Origin of the sequence: Anoxybacillus gonensis, assembly GCF_001187595.1 — a bacterium.
Classification (GTDB): domain Bacteria; phylum Bacillota; class Bacilli; order Bacillales; family Anoxybacillaceae; genus Anoxybacillus; species Anoxybacillus gonensis.
This window is the reverse complement of the sequence record NZ_CP012152.1, coordinates 1,735,564-1,756,281: the sequence shown is the minus strand read 5'-3', so window position 1 is coordinate 1,756,281 and position 20,718 is coordinate 1,735,564. Positions and strand designations below refer to the sequence as shown.

Here is a 20,718-nt window from a genome sequence, read left to right as displayed (position 1 = left end):
TGAGACGGCGAAACGACAAGGGGAAGTGATTGTCTTTTGTTGTTTCCAGCTCATTCCATTAGGAATGGGCTTTTTTATTTGACATACATAAAAGGGGGAAAAACGATGAAAAAATGGAAACAATATGTGTGGCTTCTTGCGCTCGTATTGACGCTCGGATTAGCCGCGTGCAGCAATAACGCGGAGCCAGCGAAAGAAACGAAGCAAGAGGCGAAAACAGAGGAGGCTGCATTTCCGGTTACGGTAAAAGATGCGGTTGGCGATGTCACGATTGAAAAAGAACCGACAAAAATCGTTTCACTCATTCCGAGCAATACAGAAATTGCATACGCGTTAGGGCTTGGCGACAAAATTGTCGGTGTAAGCGATTTTGATAACTATCCAGAAGATGTGAAAAACAAAGAAAAAATTGGTGGCATGGAGTTTAATGTTGAAAAAATTATTTCACTTCAACCAGACATTGTGCTTGCGCATGCATCAAGCGCTCACAATTCTGAGGAAGGATTAAAGCAATTAAAAGATGCAGGCATTACAGTGATTGTTGTGCCAAACGCCACATCGTTCAACGATGTATATGCGTCGATTGAATTGATCGGGAAAGCGACAGGGAAAGAGAAAGAGGCAGCCGATGTTGTGCAGCAAATGAAGCAAAAAATTGATGCCATTGCGGAAAAAGCAAAAGAAGTAAAAGAAGAAGCAACCGTTTGGGTGGAAGTTTCTCCTGCACCTGAAATTTATACGGCTGGAAAAGGAACGTTTATGGATGAAATGTTAACGATCATTCATGCGAAAAATGCAGCAGGCGATCAAGAAGGATGGCCGATGTTTACAGAAGAAGATGCGGTGGCGTTAAATCCAGATGTCATTATTACGACATACGGTTATTACACACCGAACGCTGTCGAGCAAGTGCTCGCTCGCCCAGCTTGGAAAGATGTCCCTGCAATTAAAAATAAACGAGTATACGATGTCAATTCTGATTTAGTTTCTCGTCCAGGACCACGTTTAGCTGAAGGGGTCGAAGAAATTGCCAAAGTCGTTTATCCAGACATTTTTAAATAATTACATGAGCGCATCGCTTATTGCAACGATTGCCTTGTTATTAGGGGTATCGATTGGATCACAATCGATTCCCTTTTCTTCTATATGGGAGACGGTATTACATCAGTTGTTTCATACGCCGACAAATGTTCCTGCCACCGTTTCGCAAATTATTGTTGCGATTCGTTTACCGAGAGTGATACTCGCCTTTCTGATCGGGGCATCATTAGCACTGGCAGGGGTAGCGTTTCAAGGACTTTTGAAAAACGTTCTTGCCGATCCGTATACAATCGGGGTATCGTCTGGGGCAGCCGTTGGCGCAGTGCTCGTCTTTTTCTTTCAGCTTCAGTTTTCGCTTCTCGGACGTTTTACGCTCCCGATCGTTAGCATTATATTTGCGCTCGTGACATTATTGTTTGTTTTATTATTTGCACGGCTTGCGGAACGAAATATGGCGATGGAGACGATTGTTTTAATCGGTATTATCATAAATGCGTTTTTCGGTTCGCTCATTTCGCTTATGGTCGCTTTTAGCGGCGAAGAATTGCGTCAAGTCATTAGCTGGCTCATGGGGAGCGTGGCGATGCGCGGCTGGTCGTACGTGTCTTTATTTGTTCCGTTTTTTATCATCGGTTCTCTCGGTTTATTTGCACATATTCGGGAGTTAAACGCTTTTTCATTCGGTGAACGGGTCGCTGCCAATATTGGTGTACATTTGTTACAAAAAAAGCTAGCGATTTTACTTAGCGCCTCCTTGCTTACAGGAGGGGCGGTAGCGGTATCGGGAACGATCGGATTTGTCGGGCTCGTTATTCCGCATATGACTCGCCTTATTTGCGGGGCGAATCATCGAAAATTGTTGCCGCTCTCCTTTTTATACGGCGGAACGTTTTTAGTATTAGCGGATGTCGTCGCGCGAACGATCGTTTCACCGCGAGAGTTGCCGATCGGGGTCATTACCTCTCTCATCGGTGCCCCTTTATTTGCAATATTGTTGTTTAAAAGTTTAAGACGGAAGACGGGATCAACATGATTGATGTGAAAGACGTTTCGTATCGATATGGTGAAAAACAAGTATTACGACATGTTTCATTTACAGTATATGAAGGAGAGTTTTTCGGTATTTTAGGTCCGAACGGATCAGGAAAAACGACGCTAATGAAACTGTTAAGTCGCGAACTTGCTTTACAGCAAGGGGACATTTTTGTTTGTGGTCAACATATTGAAACATATAAGCCGAAACAATATGCAAAATTGATCGCTACGTTGCCGCAACATACAGATGTTTCGTTCGGATATACAGTGAAAGAAATGGTTGAGCTCGGTCGCTATCCTTATCAATCAACTCTTTTTCCGAAATGGACAAAGGAAGATGAGCAAGTGGTTAGTGATTCACTCCATGCGGTGACATTGGCGCATAAACAACATGCTTTATTAGAGCAGTTAAGCGGTGGAGAACGTCAGCGCGCTGCACTTGCTCGAGCGCTGGCGCAACAACCGCGCGTATTGCTCCTAGATGAACCGACGAACCATATGGATGTGGCACAACAATTTAAATTGCTTAATTTGTTAAAGCAATCGAAGCTGACGATCGTTGCTATTTTCCATGATATAAACATTGCATCGCTTTATTGCGATCGTCTTCTTTTTTTGCGAGATGGAGAAGCCGTTGCATGTGGTACACCGAAAGAGTTGTTAAATGAATCGATGATTGCATCCGTATTTGAAACAAACATGAAACGATATGAGCATCCGGTGTTGCCAAAACCGCTTGTGACGTTCGTTCCGTTTTTAGAGCAGCCTATGAATGATGTGCTATGGCATGTCAAGCAAAAGGAAACGATGATCGTCATTGAAACAGCAAAACCGTTTAAAGTGCTTTCCTCTGCGCTCGTTGGCGGCGGAACGCGCTGGGCAACGACGTTTGTCAATCGGCATGTGCCGCTTGATTATCGTTGTGATGATGCAAAGAAAGAGATGATTCAATTTTTGCGACAACACGGTTTTGATGAGCAGTGGACCGTTGGGATGATGACCGCTGTTTATGTAAATGATGTCGCGTTTGCGTCTGCTCATGAAGATGTTCGCCTTTTTGTTGCCGTAACGGCTGGGGTTGGAAATGCGGTTGATAGTGCACAGGCGTGGCGCCGTACAGATGTAGTCGCTTCTCCGGGAACGATTAATACGTTCATTTTTATTGATGCGCATTTATCAGAAGCCGCGTTTGTGCAGGCGTTAATGACCGCAACAGAAGCAAAAGCAAAGGCGCTGTACGATAAACAAGTCATCGATCCCCAAACCCACACAATTGCGACAGGAACATCGACAGATTCGACGGTCATCGCTGCATCTCAACAAGGAACGTATTATGAATACGCTGGAACGATTACATCGATTGGTAAACAAATCGCTCGTTTCGTATATGAAGCGACGCAAACAGCCATTGATCGCTACCGACAGCGAAAGGGTGACGGTCGATGACGCACATATGGGCTGTGTGGCTTGCGCTTTTGCTCGATCGCATATTTGCTGATCCTCGCCGCTTTCATCCTGTTTGTTGGATTGGGCAAATGATTGCGTTCATGGATCGTCGTTTGAACAAAGGAAAATGGAGAAAAGGAAAAGGAATATTCACGCTGTTTGTCGTTTGTGCGGTGACGTTAATCATAAGTTACGGACTAATTGCTAGCGCCTACCGACTTTCATTTATATTCGGGATATTCATTGAAGCAATAATCATTTTTACTTCGATTGCGCCGACAAGTTTAGCGAACGCAGCGTATGATGTCCTCGATCCGTTAGAAAAAGGGGATATTGATGAAGCGCGAAAAAATGTCGGGATGATTGTCGGGCGTGATACAAAAACGTTGCAGCAAGAAGGGATCGTACGTGCATGTGTGGAAACAGTAGCCGAAAATACGAGCGACGGAGTAACTGCCCCTCTTTTTTATGCTTTTATTGGCGGGGGAGCGTTAGCGATGTTGTATCGCGCCGTAAATACGTGCGATTCGATGCTCGGCTATAAAAACGAACGATATGCTCAATTTGGTTGGGCATCGGCTCGATTAGATGATGTACTCAATTACATTCCTGCTAGACTGACAGCGTTCGTTATGCTATTTGTTCATCGTGCGAATAAACGAGAATGGAAACTATTATTTCGCGATGCTCGTAATCACCCAAGTCCAAATAGCGGATGGTGCGAAGCGGCGATGGCCGCGTTGTTACATGTTCAACTCGGAGGAGTGAACACATATCACGGTGTCATATGTGTCCGACCAACGATTGGAGATGCGTCTGTTCCGCTGGCTGCTCGGCACATTAAACGAGCGGTGGCAATCATGATACGCACGACCGTTGCTTTTACGATAGGAGGGAGTTTGCTTGCGCTTGCCTGCACATGGGGCTAATCCACATCGTTTATATGAAGCGATGCAAATGAATATGCCAAGCTTATATATTGATTTTAGCGTCAATGTCAATCCAATGCAGTACGAATATATACTAACAGAACAGCAGTGGTTACGTTGGATGAGCGAATATCCAGAAGAGCGAAGCGAGTCGCTTCAAACGATGATTGCTGAACGAGAGCGTGTCGCGCGCGGCCATGTATTTGTCGGAAATGGTGCTGCCCAATGCATTTATTTGCTTGCTGAACAATTTGCCGGTCAACATATTGGTATCATTGAGCCGACGTTTACAGAATATCGTCGCGCCTGTGAAGCTTACGGTTGTACCGTTCACTCGTTTATGTTAGACGAACATTGGCAACCACCGATTGAACAAATCATAGAAAGCTTGCCGTCTTTACACGCGCTATTCGTTTGTCATCCGAACAATCCAACAGGCACGATATGGCCGAAAGAAACGATGTATGCTTTATTAAAAGCAGCAAATGATGAAGGGGTATATGTCATTGTCGATGAAGCGTTTTACGATTTTTGGCTCGATGGTTATTCCGTTTCTTCTTTTTTGCACACATTTGATCGTTTAATTGTGCTACGGTCATTAACGAAAATGTACCGATTGGCAGGTGTACGGCTCGGTTATGTATTAGCGCATGAGCATGTCGTAAAAAAGTTAACGGAAAAACAACCGCCATGGAGCGTGAACACGATCGCTCAACAAATCGGAAAACAATTATTGAACGATGAGGCATTTGTTGAACGAACAAAAACATACATCGCTTCAGAGCGAAAACGAATATTTTCACAGTTTACTGAGCTCGGTTATCGCTATTCACCGTCTGTTGTCAATTTTTATATGTTGCATGATGAGACGATGACACTTTTTCCTTTTTTGTTGCAACACGGCATTGTCGCTCGTCATACGTTTAATTTTCAAGGACTGGACGGAAAATATGTTCGTTTTGCGGTTCGAACGAAAGAAGAGAATGATCGGCTCCTGCTTTGTTTAAGGCGGTGGAATAAATGATCGTATTTATTAGCGGTGGAGTGCGCAGCGGAAAATCTTCATTTGCAGAACAATGTGCAAAAATGATGGCGGAAACAACACATTCACTTCATTATATTGCGACAGCGATACGCACAGATGAAGAAATGGAAGCGCGCATTGCTCATCATCAAAAACAACGAAAACGTGATCGGTGGCAAACGTGGGAACAACCGTATGATCTCGATCGCATCATTTATATGTTTTGTAAACGTGATATCGTCTTGCTTGATTGCTTGACAAATTTATGGGCAAATGAGTTGTTTCGCGATCATATATGGGATGTACATGGAAAAGTACCGCGCATCGTTCAACAAATAAAACAGTTAAGTGACAAAGCTAAAGGACTAATCATTGTAAGTAATGAAGTGTTTTATGACGGTGTACCTAATGAACGAGGAACGTATATGTATATGCACGGTCTCGGTTTATTGCACCAACATCTTGTTACATTAAGCGATGTGGCGATTTTGATGCGTTACGGATTGCCAATTGTAAAGAAAGGAAGATGGCCATGTGGCGTGGTGTAATGTTGGCTGCACAATTTTTAACTGTGTTTCCGCTTCGTATGCAAGTGGATTGGAATGAGCGAACAGCGCGCGCGGCTGTTCTGTCGTTTCCGTTCGTCGGTGCGATGATTGGAGCGTTTCTCGTTGCTTTGTACATGTTCATGTTTCATCATGTGTCTGTGCTCGTCTTATCATTTTTGCTCATGTTTTTTTCTATCTTTCTTTCCGGAGGTTTGCATGCTGACGGATGGATGGATTGTAGCGATGCGTATTTTTCATATCGCGATCGACAGCGCCGTCTAGATATTATGAGCGATTCGCGTGTCGGGGCGTTTGCGGTGCTCTCCATTTTATTTTTACTTGGTTTCCGTTTCGTTTTTATGTTTGAGACCGTTGCGCACATGTCGTTGTTTTCTCTTTTTTGCCTTCCGTTACTTTCACGTCTTGGCATGACGTTGCTTTTATTGACGACGCCACTTGCGAAACAGACAGGGATGGCAGCAGCATTTCGTCAACATGTCGATCACCGCTACGTACCTTTCGTTATGGCCTACGCATTCATTGTTTTGTTATCGAGTGAAACGATCATATTGTTTTTGGCGCTTATGTTGTTTTATGTTGTCGCGCGTGCGTTTGCTATGAAGCAATTCGGTGGAATTACAGGCGATGTGCTTGGGGCGTTTGTGGAAGGAGGCGAAACGTTTTTATGGCTCGTCATTTGGCTATTACATACGTTCGCCATTTTATAACGAAAGAAAATGAAGCGAAACAATATATCGGCTGGACGAATGTGCCGGTAATTGAGCGAAAAAATGTGTCGCATGAGCTGAAACCAGAAATCGTTATGACAAGCGATTTGCTCCGCTGTCGCCAAACGGCGCATTTGTTGTTTCCGAATCACGTCATTGAATGTTCTTATCGTTGGCGAGAACTGAATTTTGGTGATTTTGAAGGAAAAACATATGAACAATTGCAAACAGTCAAAGCATATCACCGTTGGTTAGATGATCCGTTTCGCTATGCGCCTCCAAATGGTGAGACGCTTCCTCAGTTTGAAGCTCGTATTGAACAAGCTGTTAGCGATGCGATTCATCGGTCCGTTTCACATCTTGTCGTTGTGACGCACGGCGGGGTCATTCGTTATATATTATCGAAGTACGCACCGGACATTCGTCCGTTTTGGGAATGGCACGTTCCGTTTGGCGAAGGAGTGACGCTTTATAATACGAAGGAACGATGGGAGGAGAGAAAGCGATGCATTTCGTTAGCGGCGGTGCATTTCAAGGGAAGCGAAAATGGGTAAATGCCCATTATTCATTCACGCATACATCATACAGTTGGTATTGCGCGTATGAAAATATGTTTCCGCTTCCACATGACGAAACCGCGGCTGTTGTTGTGCTTGAAGGAATAGAACATTGGATTCGCGAATATTTTTTTCCTTATACGGACGATGAAAAAGAAGCGATCCGATCGTATATGTGTGCGTGGAAGCAATGGGAACAAGCGGGAGAACGGACGGTCGTTTGGATTGGTTGCGATATTGGGCAAGGTATCGTGCCGATCGAAGCGCATGAACGAGCATGGAGAGATATGGTTGGCTGGACGTATCAACAGTTAGCGAGCATATGCAACCGTGTCGATTACGTATGGTGTGGAATCAATGAACGAATCAAATAGGAGGGAGAACATGAAGTTATATACAAAAACAGGTGATAAAGGACAAACGAGTTTAGTTGGAGGGCGAGTCGATAAAAACGATGTACGTGTTGAAGCGTATGGAACGATTGATGAAGCGAATTCTGTCATCGGTTGGGCAATGACGTTATTACAGGATGAGAAGTTTCGCGACATTTATGAAGAATTGCAACGCATTCAACATGAACTTTTTGATTGTGGTGGTGATTTAGCTATTGTCGGTGAAAAAATGCCATACAAAGTAAAAGCGGACATGGTGACGTTTTTAGAGGAACGTATCGATGCATATATTCAACAAGCTCCGCCGCTTGAACGGTTTATTTTGCCGGGAGGTTCGCCACAAGCAGCAGCTTTGCATATGGCACGTACCGTGACGCGAAGAGCAGAACGTTGTGTCGTTGCGCTGATGAAGCAACAACAAACGAATGAAGTCGTCTTACAATATATGAATCGTTTATCAGACTATTTATTTGCGATTGCACGCGTTGTTAACGCTCGTTTACACGTAAAAGACGTAGAATATGAACGAAGCGCCATCGTGTTTCGTGATAAAAATGAAAAAAAGGGTGAATCGGAATGAGGCGTTTCACGTTGCTCGTTATGTTTATTAGTTTATCCGTCATCGGTTCACTTATAAAAATCCCATTTACGATTGGAAGCATTGCATTAGATAGTGCACCGGCAGTTGTGGCTGCGTTTTTGCTCGGTCCAACAGCTGCTGCGGTTGTTGCAAGTGTTGGGCATATTGTATCTGCTCTATTTGGCGGATTTCCGCTTGGGCCTTTTCATATACTTGTGGCGGTGGAAATGGCAGCTCTTTTATACGTTGTCGGCTTATTAATGAGAAGAGGATGGTTCATTTCTAGTTATGTATGTTTTTTCATCGGTAATGCACTAATTGCACCGTTGCCTTTTGTATGGATCATGAGCCCAGCATTTGTATTTTCCATCATCCCTTCCCTTATGCTAGCTACGGGAGTCAATGTGGCGATTGCAGTTGTCGTTTCCAAAACGTTGCAACGAGTATGGAGGGAACGGCATGCGTGACGTATTATGTGTGCCGCTTGATGAAGAAAACGAACTCGTTTTGGCGACAGATTGTTCAGGTGGCATTGGTTTAAAACAAGATGATGTTGTAAATGTGCCATACGATGTTGTTGCGTACTATGGTGCACGAGTAGCATGGATGGAATTAATGAGTATAGGAGCCACACCAAAAGCTTTTGTTTTACAAAATTTTGTAAACGATCATGCATGGGATGCACTTGTCGCAGGCGTTCAACAAACGATGGAAGAATTGCAGTTGTCGCTCCCTATAACAGGAAGTAGCGAGTCAAATATGCCGCTCATACAATCAGCTGTCGGTTTTGTAGCTGTCGGCACGGTGCGCAAAACAGAAAAAAGGATAAATGTTACGCCAAATGATGCATGTTGGGCGGTCATTGGCGAGCCGCTCGTTGGAGAAGCGGTTATACAAAAAAAAGATCGGATCATTCCGCTTTCGTTATTTCGCACGTTGTTGCAGTTAGATGGTGTATATGAAATCATTCCAGTTGGCTCAAAAGGAATATGGCATGAGTGGAAGCTTGTTCATGGGGAACGACCACTTCGTTGTTCCCTTCCGCTACATGCTTCTGCTGGTCCAGCTACGTGTGTGCTTATTAGCTATCATCGAGCGCAACAACATTTCTTGCAATCACTTGTTGGAACACTTTTTTATCCTATTGTAAAGCAATTGTAAAATGTAACCTTCTATCGTTCTAACCGTTTGCATTTTTGCATACAACATATATGGTTATCGCAAACGGGAGGGAATAGACGATGGAAGATATGATGAAACGAGTGCTCGTTGTTGTTGGTATGGCCGCGTGCATTCATTTATTGTTTCTTGTTGGTTTAAATAACTAGAAAAAGAGAGAGATGTGCTATATAATGTAAAACAATACGAGAGAGGGGGAGAGAACAATGTTAACAGATTACCATAATCATTTAGAGCGCGGGACGTTAACGCTCGACTATTTGAAGCAATTTACGGACGAAGCCGCGCGAAAAGGCATTGAACATTTCGGTATTTCCGAACATGCGTATCACTTTTATCAAACGAAAAACATTTTATCGAATGCGTGGATTGAAGAGCGACGCTATTATGATATGGCTGATTACGTTCGTTTATTTCACGAAGCGTGGAATGCTGGAATTGATGTGAAAATGTCGATTGAAATGGACTACACGCCAGGTAAACATGAAGAAATGGCGCAATTTATTCGCGCTTACGATTTTGACTATGTCATCGGCTCGATTCATTGGGTGGATGACTTTGGCATTGATTTAGCTGAGTTTCGAAAAGAATGGGATCGTCGTGATCTATATGATACATACCGAAAATATTTCGATCAAGTCGTGACGTTAGCTGAATCGAACTTATTTGATATCATCGGTCATTTGGATTTAGTAAAAATTTTTAAATACGTGCCAGAAGATGAGGAATTTTTGCTTGAACAGTACGATCGGGCAACGACAGCACTAGCAAACTCGAAAACGTGCGTAGAAATTAGTACAGCAGGATTGCGTAAACCAGTCGGAGAGCTATACCCTGATCCTCGTCTACTGCAAATGTGCTATGACAAAGGCATTCCGATTGTGCTATCGTCTGATGCGCACGTTCCTCAAGATGTCGGGGCGGATTATGATCGAGCGATCGCTCTCGCAAAAACAGTCGGTTACACTGAAATTATGACGTTTTCTAAAGGACAACGAAAAGCCGTTCCGCTTGGATAAAAAAGGTTCAGCCACGAGGCCGAACCTTTTATACTTCCAATCTTTTTACAACGTCAATATCGTCAATTTTCTCAAGTATTTCAACGAGTGCATCATCGAGTGGTTTATCGAGCGAAAGCATCATAATCGCTTTTCCGCCAGCTTCTTGGCGACCGACTTGCATCGTTGCAATGTTTACTTGATGGTCTCCTAAAATGTTTCCGACTTTTCCGATCATTCCTGGTTTGTCATGATGTTGAATGTATAGTAAGTGTCCTTCTGGCGCAAAGTCGATCGCAAAGCCGTTAAAATGAACGATGCGATCGCCATAGTGGGCGATGTGCGTTCCTTTCATCGTAAACGTTTTGTTTTCGCCATATACCGTTAATGTAATGCTGTTGTTATAGTCATTGCCATTAGCTGAAAACTTTTCGCTAAAGGCGATGCCACGCTCTTTAGCAATCATCGCCGCATTCACTTCATTGACTGTTGAAGCGACGCGCGGTTTTAAAAATCCAGCGAGCAAGCTACGTGTAATAAATGTCGTTTCTAAATCGGCGACGGAACCGGAATACGTAATTGCAATTTCTTGTACAGGTTCGCTCATATATTGGGAAGCGACAATGCCCATTTTGCGAGCTAATGTATAAAACGCTTGAATTTTTTCGTATACATCTTTTGATAATGTCGGTAAGTTGATGGACGATGTGACCGGTTTGCCTTGTAAAAATTTTAATACTTCTTCGGCGACTTGTGTCGCGACATTCACTTGCGCCTCGATCGTTGATGCCCCAAGATGCGGAGTGACGATGACGTTATCAAACGAAAGAAGCGGATGATCTCCTGGTGGCTCTTGTTCAAATACATCGAGGGCGACGCCTGCCACGTGTCCGTTTTCTAAAAACGAAACCAGTGCTTGTTCATCGATAATTCCACCGCGCGCGCAGTTAATTAAATAGACACCTTTTTTCGTTTTTGCTAAGTTTTTTTGGCCGAGAAGACCTTTCGTTTCTTTTGTGAGCGGTGTATGTACCGTAATGATATCCGCTTGCGCAAGCAATTCATCAAGCGTGCAAACATCGACGCCAATTTTTTCTGCCCGTGCTTTCGTCAAAAATGGGTCGTACACATGAACGTGCATACCGAACGCGCGCGCCCGTTTCGCTACTTCAGAACCGATGCGCCCAAAGCCAATGATTCCTAAATGTTTTCCGAATAACTCGACACCGACGAAAGCGGAACGATTCCATTCACGTGATTTGACTGAAATGTGCGCTTGTGGAATACGGCGCACTAATGAAGCCATCATCGCAAATGTATGTTCCGCTGTAGAAATCGTATTGCCATTTGGAGCGTTAATGACGACGACACCGTATCGTGTCGCTGCGTCAACGTCGATATTGTCGACACCGACTCCAGCACGCCCAACAATTTTTAAATTCGGCATGTTTTGAAGGAGTTGTTCTGTGACTTTCGTTGCGCTACGAACGAGCAACGCATCAAACGTGTCAAGCTCATTTTCTACTTCTGTGACTTTCTTTTGTACGACTTCAATCGTTGGATCAGCAAGAAGTGGGGCAAGACCTTCTTCGCTCATCGCATCAGATACTAAAATGCGAACCACAAATATCCGCTCCTTTCAAATCATAAGTTTTTAAATTTCTGATAATTTAACATAACCGTATACATGTGTCAATAACTTTCGGAAAGGTCATACAAATGAAAGCGTTTTTATATATGAATGTTCGGAAAAAAGACAAAAAGCTGGCGAAAAGCCAGCTTCAAACGTGACATTATTTATTTTGTTCATTGTAGCGAGCGATGCATTCGTCAATAAGTTTCGCCGCCGCTTCCGGACCTTCCCATGTGCCAATTTCTGTTTTCTTTCCTTCTAAGTCTTTGTAACGCTCAAAGAAATGAGCGATTTCTTTTAACTTATGTTGTGGAAGATCTTCAAGGCTGCGTACATCAGCAAAGCGAGGGTCATCAACAGGAACGCCGATTAATTTTGCATCTTCTTCACCGCCGTCTACCATGTTTAAGTAGCCGAGCACACGCGTTTCGATCACGCAACCAGGGAATGTTGGATTTGTGACGATTACTAAAATATCAAGTGGATCGCCGTCTAACGCAAGTGTATTTTCCAAATAGCCGTATTCAGCAGGATAAAACATCGGTGAATATAAGACGCGATCGAGCTTAAACACACCACGCTCTTTGTCATATTCGTATTTGTTTTGGCTGCCTGTTGGAATTTCAATAAACGCTTCAACAACTTTGTTTTCAAACGCCATGCCAAATTCCTCCTTTTCATTATGTATACTTTTTTATTATAGTCGATTGGACAAGTGGTGACAATGATTGAAAAGAAGAAAAGGGCAAGCTTCATGTGAAGTTTGCCCTTCGATGCTCTTATTCAAATTTGTTTGGATCGCCATCAAATGGCTCGTCCGCGACTTTGATCGAGTCTGTTGGACAGCCTTCAAACGCATCCATCATATCATCAATCAATACGTCTGGCACTTCCACAATGCCTTGGTTGTCGTCTAATGTAACGTACGCAATGCCTTCATCATCGTAGTCGTAAATATCTGGTGCAGCTGCTCCACACGCACCACAGGCAATACATGTTTCTTTGTCAACAATTGTGTACTTTGGCATACAATGACCCTCCTTAATTATATGGAACCAATCGCTTCATATGAAACGTTGGAAACGTATTCCTCACACTTTTATAATAAATGTGTTCCGACAACTTTTCAATAAAAAACTCCAATGAAAATGCTTATCAGTGCATAGTTTTCCCTCACATCCTTTCGCTTAATCTGGTAAAATGAAAGGGAAAATGGAGTGAATGTTGCATGTTACAACACATCGTTTTGTTTTGTATCGATCGTTTTCGTGGTGAGCGGTCACTCGCTGCGATTGACCATTTGCTGAACGGGAAAAAAACGGCGCAAACGCTACAAGATAGCAAGTGGTACAACGCTAGTCGGCTATTTGGAACCGTGCCGATTGATCGTTCTCGGTTGCTTCATATTGCACGCAAATTAGAAGCTAACGGATGGATTAACAAAGTGGATGAGCATATATATCGCATCACTTTAAGCGGAAAAGAGGAGCTTCGTTATTTTGCTTTTCCTCCTTACGTGGATGGGTGGAAATATATGGATGAATCCTCTTTATTTTGGAAACGGCTTTCTTTGCTTATTCAAACGGTCACAAACATCATTCATCGCACACCATTTGAGCCTATACATCGCGATGAGCGCATTCAATCATTTGTAAAGCAGTGGTTGTTTCAACATAAACATATGCAGACGATCGCTCGGTCGCTATATGAAGAGATGTATGAGTTACTCAGCCGTGTAGAAGAAAAAGACGCAAACATTTTTGTTTGGCGGTTGACAAGCCATGCGCGCATCGGATGGACGAACGAACAAATTGCTTATGCGATCAAAGAAGAAGATGTAGCTGTATCGCTATCGTTTCAAAATGTGTTGCATTTTATACTTGAGACGACAGAAAAAGAAAAGGAAACATTTCCGCTTCTCTTCTCGTTACGTGAACAAATGCGCACACAATTAACAAGCTCAGCCCAAAAAACTTGGGAAATGTTAAAAGAAGGATATTCACTAGAACAAATTGCCGAGTTGCGTCGATTGAAAAAAGGGACGATTGAAGATCATGTTGTAGAAATCGCGACATATGTGCCGTCATTTGTGACGATGCCGTTTTTAGATGAGAATAAACGTAAGCGCATTATACAACAGGCACGACAATTAAAAACGAAAAAATTGCGGGCAATTAAAGAAGCATTGCCAGACGTTTCTTATTTTGAAATTCGGCTCGCGTTAGCAAGGTGGGATAAGGAAGATGATTAACATATTAAAGGAGCGATTTGGCTACGATTCGTTTCGCATCGGACAGAAAGAAATTATTGAAGATGTGCTTCATGGACGAAATTGTGTCGCTATGCTCCCGACCGGTGGGGGGAAGTCGCTTTGTTATCAGCTTCCTGGCTACATATTGGACGGTAGTGTGCTAATTATTTCACCGCTCGTCTCTCTCATGGAAGATCAAGTACAACAGCTTAAAAATCGCGGTGAAAAACGTGTTGTCGCACTGAATCGTTTTCTTTCCTATCGCGAAAAAAAAGACGTGCTACATGAATTAGCATCGTACCGTTTTATTTACGCTTCACCTGAAATTTTACAATCTCCCTTGCTCATTGAAGCGCTAACGCGCATAAACATTTCGTTGTTTGTTGTAGATGAAGCGCATTGCATTTCACAATGGGGACACGATTTTCGTCCTGATTTTTTAAAGCTCGGTCTTCTTCGTGAAACGCTCGGCAACCCGCCTTGTTTAGCGCTAACAGCAACGGCAACTCGTCAAGTGATTGATGATATTGTCGCAACGCTTAAACTTGATCGAGTGAAACAGCATATGTACCCACTTGATCGAACGAACATTTGCTTATATGTTCAATACGTTCATACGTTAGAAGAGAAAATGGAAGCGTTAAAACAACTGATCGCTATATTGCCTAAGCCAGGCATCGTTTATGTATCGAGTCGGCAATGGGCAGAAACGTTAGCAAACATGTTACATGGAGATCATCGTGTTGGTTACTATCATGGAGGCATGGATGGCGAACAGCGACTTCTTATTCAACAACAGTTTGTTTATGATCAGTTAGACGTCATTTGTTGTACGAATGCGTTTGGAATGGGTGTTGATAAACCGAACGTTCGCTTCGTTATTCATTTTCATTTGCCGACGCAACCGGAAGCATATTGGCAAGAAATTGGACGCGCCGGGCGAGATGGAAACGAAAGCATAGCGATATTATTGTATGCGCCAGGAGACGAGCAACTCGGACAAGCGATGATCGATGCGGAATTTCCGACAAAAGAGCAAATCGTTTATGCGCTGGACGCTTTACGTCATGGACAGAAAGAGACGGGATTAACAGATGTACAACAACGGCTTCTTTTATATTGGTTAGAACAAATGAATGTTCAAGAAGATGTGAACATATTAGCAAAACAACTGTATGCCCATATCGAGCAAAGAAAAAAAGAAAAAATGAACAAATGGATATTTATGCAACGATGGGTACACGAACAAACTTGTCGCCGGCGTGCGATGCTTTCATATTTTGAACAACAACCACTTCCGAATGAACGTTGTTGTGACCGATGTGGCGCCCATATATACGTAAATGCCCCTGTAAAACATATGAAACAAATACAGTTACGTCCATGGCATGAAGAGCTTCGGGCGATGTTTTCGATAAAGGTGGAAAACAAATGATAAAAAAACAAATGGACATTGCCAATCAAATAAGTGAACAGGAAATAGTATATCACTTGTATTTCACACAAGCGCTTATTTTTCTTGTAGCGCTCGCATTAGGCATATATTTATTTACACCTGCAACATTTTTTGCGATATGGCAATGGGATGTGCGGGAAATATTATTATATGGTGGCGGTTGTGCAGCGCTCGTTCTTTTTGTCGATTTTTTACTCATTCGTTATGTACCTGAACAGTGGTATGATGATGGTGGGATTAATGAAAAGCTGTTTCGTTCTCGCTCGGTTCCGCACATTTTTATCATGACTGCAATGATTGCATTTTGTGAAGAATTGTTATTTCGCGGTGTCATTCAGACGCACGTTGGCTTACTTTTTGCGAGCGTCATTTTCGGTTTATTGCATATTCGTTATTGGAGAAGATGGCTTCTTCTTGTTGCTGTCGTTAGTTTAAGTTTTTGGATTGGTTTTATATATGAATGGACGGGCAATTTATGGGTCACGATTTTTGCCCACTTTCTCATTGATTTTATTTTAGCGTTACACATCCGGTATCGGACAGAAGAGGTGAATAGCGATGCGTGAAGATCAAGCAGAAAATTTGCGTAAAAAAATGGAAAATATAAATAAGCAACAAGAAAGCGATGAACTTCATTTGCCGCCACGAAGTGAAGTGCATAAAAAGAAAAAAACGAAATGGAAAATAAAACACCCACTCGTTCGTATTCTTGCGCTCTTTTTCGTCTTATTGCCGATTTCGATTTATAGCATATACCATTTAGTTGACAAACGTCCAGTCCAAGTTGTGACGATTGATGACGACAGTTATGAGACCGTTGACGTCGATCAACAAAAAGAAGAGATGACACAACGAAAACCGCTCGAAAATGAAGCAAAACAAGAGGAAGATGGATCCGATGAAACAGAGCCGTCTTTTATTTATCATACAGTACAAGAAAATGAAACGTTATATAGCATTGCAATGAAGTATTATGGAAATGAAAAAGGAATGGATCTTATTAAAGAATGGAACCGTTTAACGAGCACGAAGCTCCAAAAAGGACAAGTATTAAAAATCCCAAATATGAACGGAAAATAAGGTATACACCTCTGCCGATGGACATACAATCGTAGTAAAACACGATCGGTAGGGGTGGCTATGATTTTCCCAATGGAATTAGATGAAGTGACAAAAGTCATTTTACAGCGCATCATCGCTCACAAAAAAGAATGGGACGATATGAAAAAAAGAATGAAGTGGTCATTCAGTTTATTTTTATTTTCTCTCGCTTTATTTGGCATGTATATATATCAAACAGTTTTCGTTTTACATCGTACGTCTGTGGAGCGATTCGTGATGGCTCTTATTGACCAACGTATTTTTTGGTTTGTTGCATTGATTTCGTCATTTGGCTGGCTCGTCTCTTTTTATAAAAAGAAAAGTGAAAAAGCGGAGCAAGATTTTCATGCACTCCGCTGCGAACTTATTCAAAAAAGTAGCGAGTTACTTCAAAAAGAAACATGGGAAAACCGACATATTCTTTATGCTTGGCTAAAAGATAAATATGATATTTCGCTTTACCATGAAAATAAATAGCTAGAAAATTTTTTTTCGGTCTCGCTCTTCTTTCAATATTTCAACGGCTTCTCGGAAGCGTTGTGCATGAATGATTTCACGTTCGCGTAAAAAGCGTAAACTGTCGTTTAAATCGGGATCGTCGCTCATATCAATGATCCATTGATACGTGGCGCGAGCTTTTTCTTCTGCAGCGATATCTTCATACAAATCGGCAATGGGATCGCCTTTTGCTTGAATGTATGTCGCTGTCCACGGCGCTCCTCCTGCGTTATGATAAAATAATGCATGACTGTGGTTCACGTAATGTTCACCTAAACCAGCTTCTTTTAACTGCTCAGGTGTAGCGTCTTTTGTTAGTTTATAAATCATCGTTGCAATCATTTCGAGGTGGGCAAACTCTTCCGTTCCGATATCTGTCAGTAAACCGACTACTTTATCAGGTATCGTGTATCGTTGATTCAAATATCGTAACGCGGCAGCAAGTTCTCCATCTGCTCCGCCATATTGTTCAATTAAATATTTCGCAAGCTTCGGATTACACGTACTGACGCGTACAGGGTATTGTAATTTTTTTTCATAAATCCACATGATGTTTTCTCCCTTCCTTATACTTGCCAAGGCCAAGGTGTTTTTGACCAATCCCATGGATATTGGGAATAGCTATTTCCATATTGCTGTAAGGGGCCGAATTGCGTTTCGAACTGTTTTTTTAACTTTCTTCGCTCTAAAGATCGTTCGTTAAATTGCCGAATGGCCTCATAATCGTTCGGATGCGTATTTAAATAAAGCGCTAAGTCAACGAGCACAAAATCGATCGCTTGAAGTTGATGAAGAAGATCATAATACTCTTTAGGCATTTGGTTCATCTGCTCTCCCTCCTTTTTCACGTGCGTTGTAATAAGGATCGTAAAATATTTTCCATAGTGTTCCTTTTTTTAACGCTTCACTTGGCGAAAATTGTGGCAAGTTTGGCGGTTGAAATCCGACATATAAATTTGGAGCTGTGACATATGTTTTTTGAGTGATCGGTGGACAAGGATCGAACGGGCTTGTATATGGGTAATACGTTTTTCGAGTTGTAAACATGAATGTGCCTCCTTTTCATAAACATCATTCATATATATGAAAACATGACATGTCTGTATACACTGTGTCATTTTATTTTTTTATTCATATGTTTATGTTGAGAAAAGGAGGGAGGCATATGTGGCTTTTTTTGATCATCGGTTTGATTTGTGGTTATTTTATGATTGCTTGGACGCCAACGGTGGAGCCATTTGAACTTGAATTGCTTTTGACTGATATGATTTTTGATCCAATGAAAACATTTTTTGCGCTTGTTAGTTTTTTGATCGGTTTTATCGCCAATGCTGTTTTAATTCGCACAGCCATTTGGCATACGTTGCGGGCATGGCGGAAGGAGACGATGAATCGAAAAGAATGTTTTCTTTCGTACAGTGTTTTCGTAACGTTTATAATATTAGCAACCATTGATGTGGAAAAAACGGTGATTTTTTTTCTCTTTTCTTTCGTATATGGTATGATGTCAATGAGTGTATACAAAGAGAGGGAAAATTGAAATGATGTATGTTGTCATAGCGTTCGTTAGCTTCATCATCTACATGTGGATCGAAGCGCATCGCAATCGGGTCATTGTTCAGTCATTATCGTTTCCGACATTTCCAAAAAGCTTTTCTCGGTTTCGTATTTTCTTTATTTCAGATATTCATCGGCGGCGTTTGTCCGAAACGTTCATTCGTTCGTTGAAAGGAAAAGTTGATCTTGTTGTCATCGGCGGAGATTTAATAGAAAAAGGAGTACCGTTCTCACGTGTCAAACAAAACGTCGAATTGTTAAAGCAGCTCGGCCCTGTCTATTTTGTTTGGGGAAATAATGATTATGAAGTAGATTACCATGAATTAGATGCCTTATTGCTTGAAAGTGGTGTGAAAATATTAGATAATACCGCGGTCATATTTGAAAGTGAACAAGGTGATCGCATCGCTTTGCTTGGTGTGGACGATATGAATAAAAGGCGGGATCGGCTTGATTTGGCGTTAAGTGATGCAGGCGATGCGGCGTTTCGCATCGTTGTTAGCCATGATCCGCGCATCATGCAAAAAATAAAGCCAGAACATAACATTTCTCTCGTTTTAAGCGGACATACGCACGGTGGGCAAATTCGTTTTGGTCCATTTGGCTTATATGAAAAAGGGCGTTTACAAAACGTGAATGGGACGATGCTACTTGTTAGCAACGGATATGGAACAACGACGCTTCCGCTTCGTTTAGGTGCGCGTGCGGAGACACATCTGATCGAATTAGAACATAAAAGTTAAGCAAAACTTATACAAATTTTACACACCTCCCTCCTGTTCGCTATAATGTTGACAGAATGATGCGAAAGATGGAGGATTTTATATGTCAACGCAAGAAGGAAAATATAATGTTAAAGCGGTATCAAACATGTTAGGGATTCAGCCTGGGACATTGCGAGCATGGGAGCGTCGCTATCAAATCATCGCTCCACCGCGTAACGAAGCTGGGCATCGGCTATATACGGAGGAACAAGTCCAAATATTAAAATGGCTTGTTGATAAAGTGAATCAAGGTTTTACGATTAGTCAAGCCGTCTCTCTTTTAGAACAACAACCTTCAGAAGTGCGCGTGCAAGCAGAAGATCATGTGACAGGGCTTCGCGAACGTTTGTTGCAAGCACTTTTATCGTTTGAAGAGTGGACAGCGCATGAATTGCTAAATGAGGCGTTTAGCTTATATACGGTTGAAAAAGTGGCACTCGATATATTAAGTCCGCTTCTTGTACGAATCGGGGACTTATGGGAAAACGGAAAAATTACGAGTGCACATGAACATTTCGCCTCTGCTTTTTTACGTTCAAGAATTGGAATGGCGTTTTCGATGTTACCGGTAAACCGCTTGCTGCCGAAGACGATTTCTGTCTGTGGACCGAACGAATGGCATGAACTTGGGCTGCTCATTTTCACCTTATATTTGCGTCGAAGAGGGTACGAGACGATTTATTTAGGGGCAAGTATTGACCAACATGATTTACCTATTGTCATTGATGAAGTGAAGCCATCTTATATATTCTTATCGTGTACGTTACAACAAAACGTACAGGCGACGCTACAACTTGTCGATCAATTGAAACAAACGTATCCATCCATTCGTATTGGAGTAGGTGGACGGGCATTTGATGAAGTGGATGAACAAATGAAAAAAACGTACGGTGCTCATTTTCTCGGACAATCAAAAGAACAATGGGACGAATGGCTAAAATCGAATGAAAAATACTTGTCTAAAAGGGAGAAAACGATGTAAACTCATTAGTAATATGACG

27 protein-coding genes are annotated in these 20,718 nt (G+C 42.3%); 21 read left to right on the top strand and 6 right to left on the bottom strand.

Features of this window, described 5'->3' with window-relative positions; all coding sequences use genetic code 11:
• The first annotated feature begins 105 nt into the window (after window positions 1-105).
• The 13 genes from AFK25_RS09190 to AFK25_RS09130 all read left to right on the top strand — a co-directional run bounded on the left by AFK25_RS09190 (window position 106) and on the right by AFK25_RS09130 (window position 10,478).
• A complete protein-coding gene (locus tag AFK25_RS09190) occupies window positions 106-1,062 on the top strand; it encodes an ABC transporter substrate-binding protein (RefSeq protein WP_019418523.1) in 957 nt (318 codons plus the stop codon).
• On the top strand, window positions 1,028-2,074 hold the full coding sequence (locus AFK25_RS09185) for a FecCD family ABC transporter permease (RefSeq protein WP_019418524.1): 1,047 nt from the start codon (window positions 1,028-1,030) through the stop codon (window positions 2,072-2,074). The genes AFK25_RS09190 and AFK25_RS09185 overlap by 35 nt, the downstream gene beginning before the upstream one ends.
• A complete protein-coding gene (locus AFK25_RS09180; protein WP_081957748.1) occupies window positions 2,071-3,522 on the top strand; it encodes an adenosylcobinamide amidohydrolase in 1,452 nt (483 codons plus the stop codon). Before AFK25_RS09185 ends, AFK25_RS09180 begins: the two co-directional genes overlap by 4 nt.
• Complete coding sequence (cbiB, locus tag AFK25_RS09175; protein WP_035066930.1) at window positions 3,519-4,451, top strand: adenosylcobinamide-phosphate synthase CbiB; 933 nt, start codon at window positions 3,519-3,521, stop codon at window positions 4,449-4,451. Before AFK25_RS09180 ends, cbiB begins: the two co-directional genes overlap by 4 nt.
• Complete coding sequence (gene cobD, locus AFK25_RS09170; protein WP_035066932.1) at window positions 4,426-5,475, top strand: threonine-phosphate decarboxylase CobD; 1,050 nt, start codon at window positions 4,426-4,428, stop codon at window positions 5,473-5,475. Before cbiB ends, cobD begins: the two co-directional genes overlap by 26 nt.
• On the top strand, window positions 5,472-6,023 hold the full coding sequence (locus AFK25_RS09165; RefSeq protein WP_035066934.1) for a bifunctional adenosylcobinamide kinase/adenosylcobinamide-phosphate guanylyltransferase: 552 nt from the start codon (window positions 5,472-5,474) through the stop codon (window positions 6,021-6,023). The genes cobD and AFK25_RS09165 overlap by 4 nt, the downstream gene beginning before the upstream one ends.
• Window positions 6,002-6,751: an adenosylcobinamide-GDP ribazoletransferase gene (locus AFK25_RS09160; RefSeq protein WP_035066935.1), complete on the top strand. Its 750-nt coding sequence runs from the start codon at window positions 6,002-6,004 to the stop codon at window positions 6,749-6,751. The genes AFK25_RS09165 and AFK25_RS09160 overlap by 22 nt, the downstream gene beginning before the upstream one ends.
• Window positions 6,709-7,305, top strand: coding sequence for a histidine phosphatase family protein (locus tag AFK25_RS09155; RefSeq protein WP_035066937.1), 597 nt, complete (start codon window positions 6,709-6,711; stop codon window positions 7,303-7,305). The genes AFK25_RS09160 and AFK25_RS09155 overlap by 43 nt, the downstream gene beginning before the upstream one ends.
• Window positions 7,257-7,682 (top strand): bifunctional adenosylcobinamide kinase/adenosylcobinamide-phosphate guanylyltransferase, encoded by a 426-nt coding sequence (locus AFK25_RS09150; protein ID WP_035066939.1) that lies wholly within the window; start codon window positions 7,257-7,259, stop codon window positions 7,680-7,682. The genes AFK25_RS09155 and AFK25_RS09150 overlap by 49 nt, the downstream gene beginning before the upstream one ends.
• 10 nt (window positions 7,683-7,692) lie before the next feature.
• Window positions 7,693-8,280 (top strand): cob(I)yrinic acid a,c-diamide adenosyltransferase, encoded by a 588-nt coding sequence (locus AFK25_RS09145; protein WP_009373741.1) that lies wholly within the window; start codon window positions 7,693-7,695, stop codon window positions 8,278-8,280.
• Entirely contained in the window at window positions 8,277-8,747 is a 471-nt protein-coding gene (locus tag AFK25_RS09140; protein ID WP_019418532.1) for an ECF transporter S component, read from the top strand. Before AFK25_RS09145 ends, AFK25_RS09140 begins: the two co-directional genes overlap by 4 nt.
• Window positions 8,740-9,441 carry a hypothetical protein gene (locus tag AFK25_RS09135; RefSeq protein WP_035066941.1) on the top strand — a complete coding sequence of 234 codons (702 nt, stop codon included), beginning with the start codon at window positions 8,740-8,742 and terminating at the stop codon, window positions 9,439-9,441. Before AFK25_RS09140 ends, AFK25_RS09135 begins: the two co-directional genes overlap by 8 nt.
• A 224-nt stretch (window positions 9,442-9,665) precedes the next feature.
• On the top strand, window positions 9,666-10,478 hold the full coding sequence (locus AFK25_RS09130) for a histidinol-phosphatase (protein ID WP_009373738.1): 813 nt from the start codon (window positions 9,666-9,668) through the stop codon (window positions 10,476-10,478).
• 28 nt (window positions 10,479-10,506) lie between these two features.
• Here the strand turns inward: AFK25_RS09130 and serA are convergent, their stop codons facing one another.
• The 3 genes from serA to AFK25_RS09115 all read right to left on the bottom strand — a co-directional run bounded on the left by serA (window position 10,507) and on the right by AFK25_RS09115 (window position 13,118).
• Complete coding sequence (serA, locus tag AFK25_RS09125) at window positions 10,507-12,081, bottom strand: phosphoglycerate dehydrogenase (RefSeq protein WP_035066943.1); 1,575 nt, start codon at window positions 12,079-12,081, stop codon at window positions 10,507-10,509.
• A gap of 169 nt (window positions 12,082-12,250) precedes the next feature.
• Window positions 12,251-12,751, bottom strand: coding sequence for an inorganic diphosphatase (locus tag AFK25_RS09120; RefSeq protein WP_019418534.1), 501 nt, complete (start codon window positions 12,749-12,751; stop codon window positions 12,251-12,253).
• A 118-nt stretch (window positions 12,752-12,869) separates the two neighbouring features.
• The gene (locus AFK25_RS09115) at window positions 12,870-13,118 is read right to left on the bottom strand and encodes a ferredoxin (protein WP_003394452.1); all 249 of its coding nucleotides are present in this window, start codon (window positions 13,116-13,118) and stop codon (window positions 12,870-12,872) included.
• Window positions 13,119-13,318: 200 nt separating this feature from the next.
• On the opposite strand from AFK25_RS09115, the gene AFK25_RS09110 reads away from it, so the two are divergent.
• From AFK25_RS09110 to AFK25_RS09090, 5 genes are read left to right on the top strand one after another with little or no spacing between them, the layout of a single operon-like run.
• Complete coding sequence (locus AFK25_RS09110; protein ID WP_035066945.1) at window positions 13,319-14,341, top strand: YpbB family protein; 1,023 nt, start codon at window positions 13,319-13,321, stop codon at window positions 14,339-14,341.
• Window positions 14,334-15,776, top strand: coding sequence for a RecQ family ATP-dependent DNA helicase (locus tag AFK25_RS09105; RefSeq protein WP_009373734.1), 1,443 nt, complete (start codon window positions 14,334-14,336; stop codon window positions 15,774-15,776). Before AFK25_RS09110 ends, AFK25_RS09105 begins: the two co-directional genes overlap by 8 nt.
• A complete protein-coding gene (locus AFK25_RS09100) occupies window positions 15,773-16,363 on the top strand; it encodes a CPBP family intramembrane glutamic endopeptidase (RefSeq protein WP_019418536.1) in 591 nt (196 codons plus the stop codon). Before AFK25_RS09105 ends, AFK25_RS09100 begins: the two co-directional genes overlap by 4 nt.
• Window positions 16,356-16,877: a LysM peptidoglycan-binding domain-containing protein gene (locus AFK25_RS09095; RefSeq protein WP_009373731.1), complete on the top strand. Its 522-nt coding sequence runs from the start codon at window positions 16,356-16,358 to the stop codon at window positions 16,875-16,877. The genes AFK25_RS09100 and AFK25_RS09095 overlap by 8 nt, the downstream gene beginning before the upstream one ends.
• A gap of 60 nt (window positions 16,878-16,937) precedes the next feature.
• Window positions 16,938-17,375 (top strand): YpbF family protein, encoded by a 438-nt coding sequence (locus tag AFK25_RS09090; protein WP_009373730.1) that lies wholly within the window; start codon window positions 16,938-16,940, stop codon window positions 17,373-17,375.
• On the opposite strand, the gene AFK25_RS09085 is transcribed toward AFK25_RS09090, so the two are convergent.
• The 3 genes from AFK25_RS09085 to AFK25_RS09075 are packed head-to-tail and all read right to left on the bottom strand — an operon-like array spanning window position 17,376 to window position 18,443.
• Window positions 17,376-17,945: a manganese catalase family protein gene (locus AFK25_RS09085; protein ID WP_009373727.1), complete on the bottom strand. Its 570-nt coding sequence runs from the start codon at window positions 17,943-17,945 to the stop codon at window positions 17,376-17,378.
• Window positions 17,946-17,962: 17 nt separating this feature from the next.
• On the bottom strand, window positions 17,963-18,223 hold the full coding sequence (locus AFK25_RS09080) for a spore coat protein CotJB (protein WP_009373725.1): 261 nt from the start codon (window positions 18,221-18,223) through the stop codon (window positions 17,963-17,965).
• On the bottom strand, window positions 18,207-18,443 hold the full coding sequence (locus AFK25_RS09075; RefSeq protein ID WP_009373723.1) for a spore coat associated protein CotJA: 237 nt from the start codon (window positions 18,441-18,443) through the stop codon (window positions 18,207-18,209). Before AFK25_RS09075 ends, AFK25_RS09080 begins: the two co-directional genes overlap by 17 nt.
• A 118-nt stretch (window positions 18,444-18,561) precedes the next feature.
• Between AFK25_RS09075 and AFK25_RS09070 the strand changes: the two genes are divergently transcribed.
• From AFK25_RS09070 to AFK25_RS09060, 3 genes are all read left to right on the top strand, one after another.
• Window positions 18,562-18,936, top strand: coding sequence for a hypothetical protein (locus AFK25_RS09070; RefSeq protein ID WP_035066950.1), 375 nt, complete (start codon window positions 18,562-18,564; stop codon window positions 18,934-18,936).
• A 1-nt stretch (window position 18,937) separates the two neighbouring features.
• Window positions 18,938-19,696, top strand: a complete 759-nt coding sequence (locus AFK25_RS09065; RefSeq protein WP_009373720.1) for a metallophosphoesterase — start codon at window positions 18,938-18,940, stop codon at window positions 19,694-19,696.
• Between the two features lie 82 nt (window positions 19,697-19,778).
• On the top strand, window positions 19,779-20,699 hold the full coding sequence (locus AFK25_RS09060; protein WP_019418541.1) for a MerR family transcriptional regulator: 921 nt from the start codon (window positions 19,779-19,781) through the stop codon (window positions 20,697-20,699).
• Window positions 20,700-20,718: the final 19 nt, after the last annotated feature.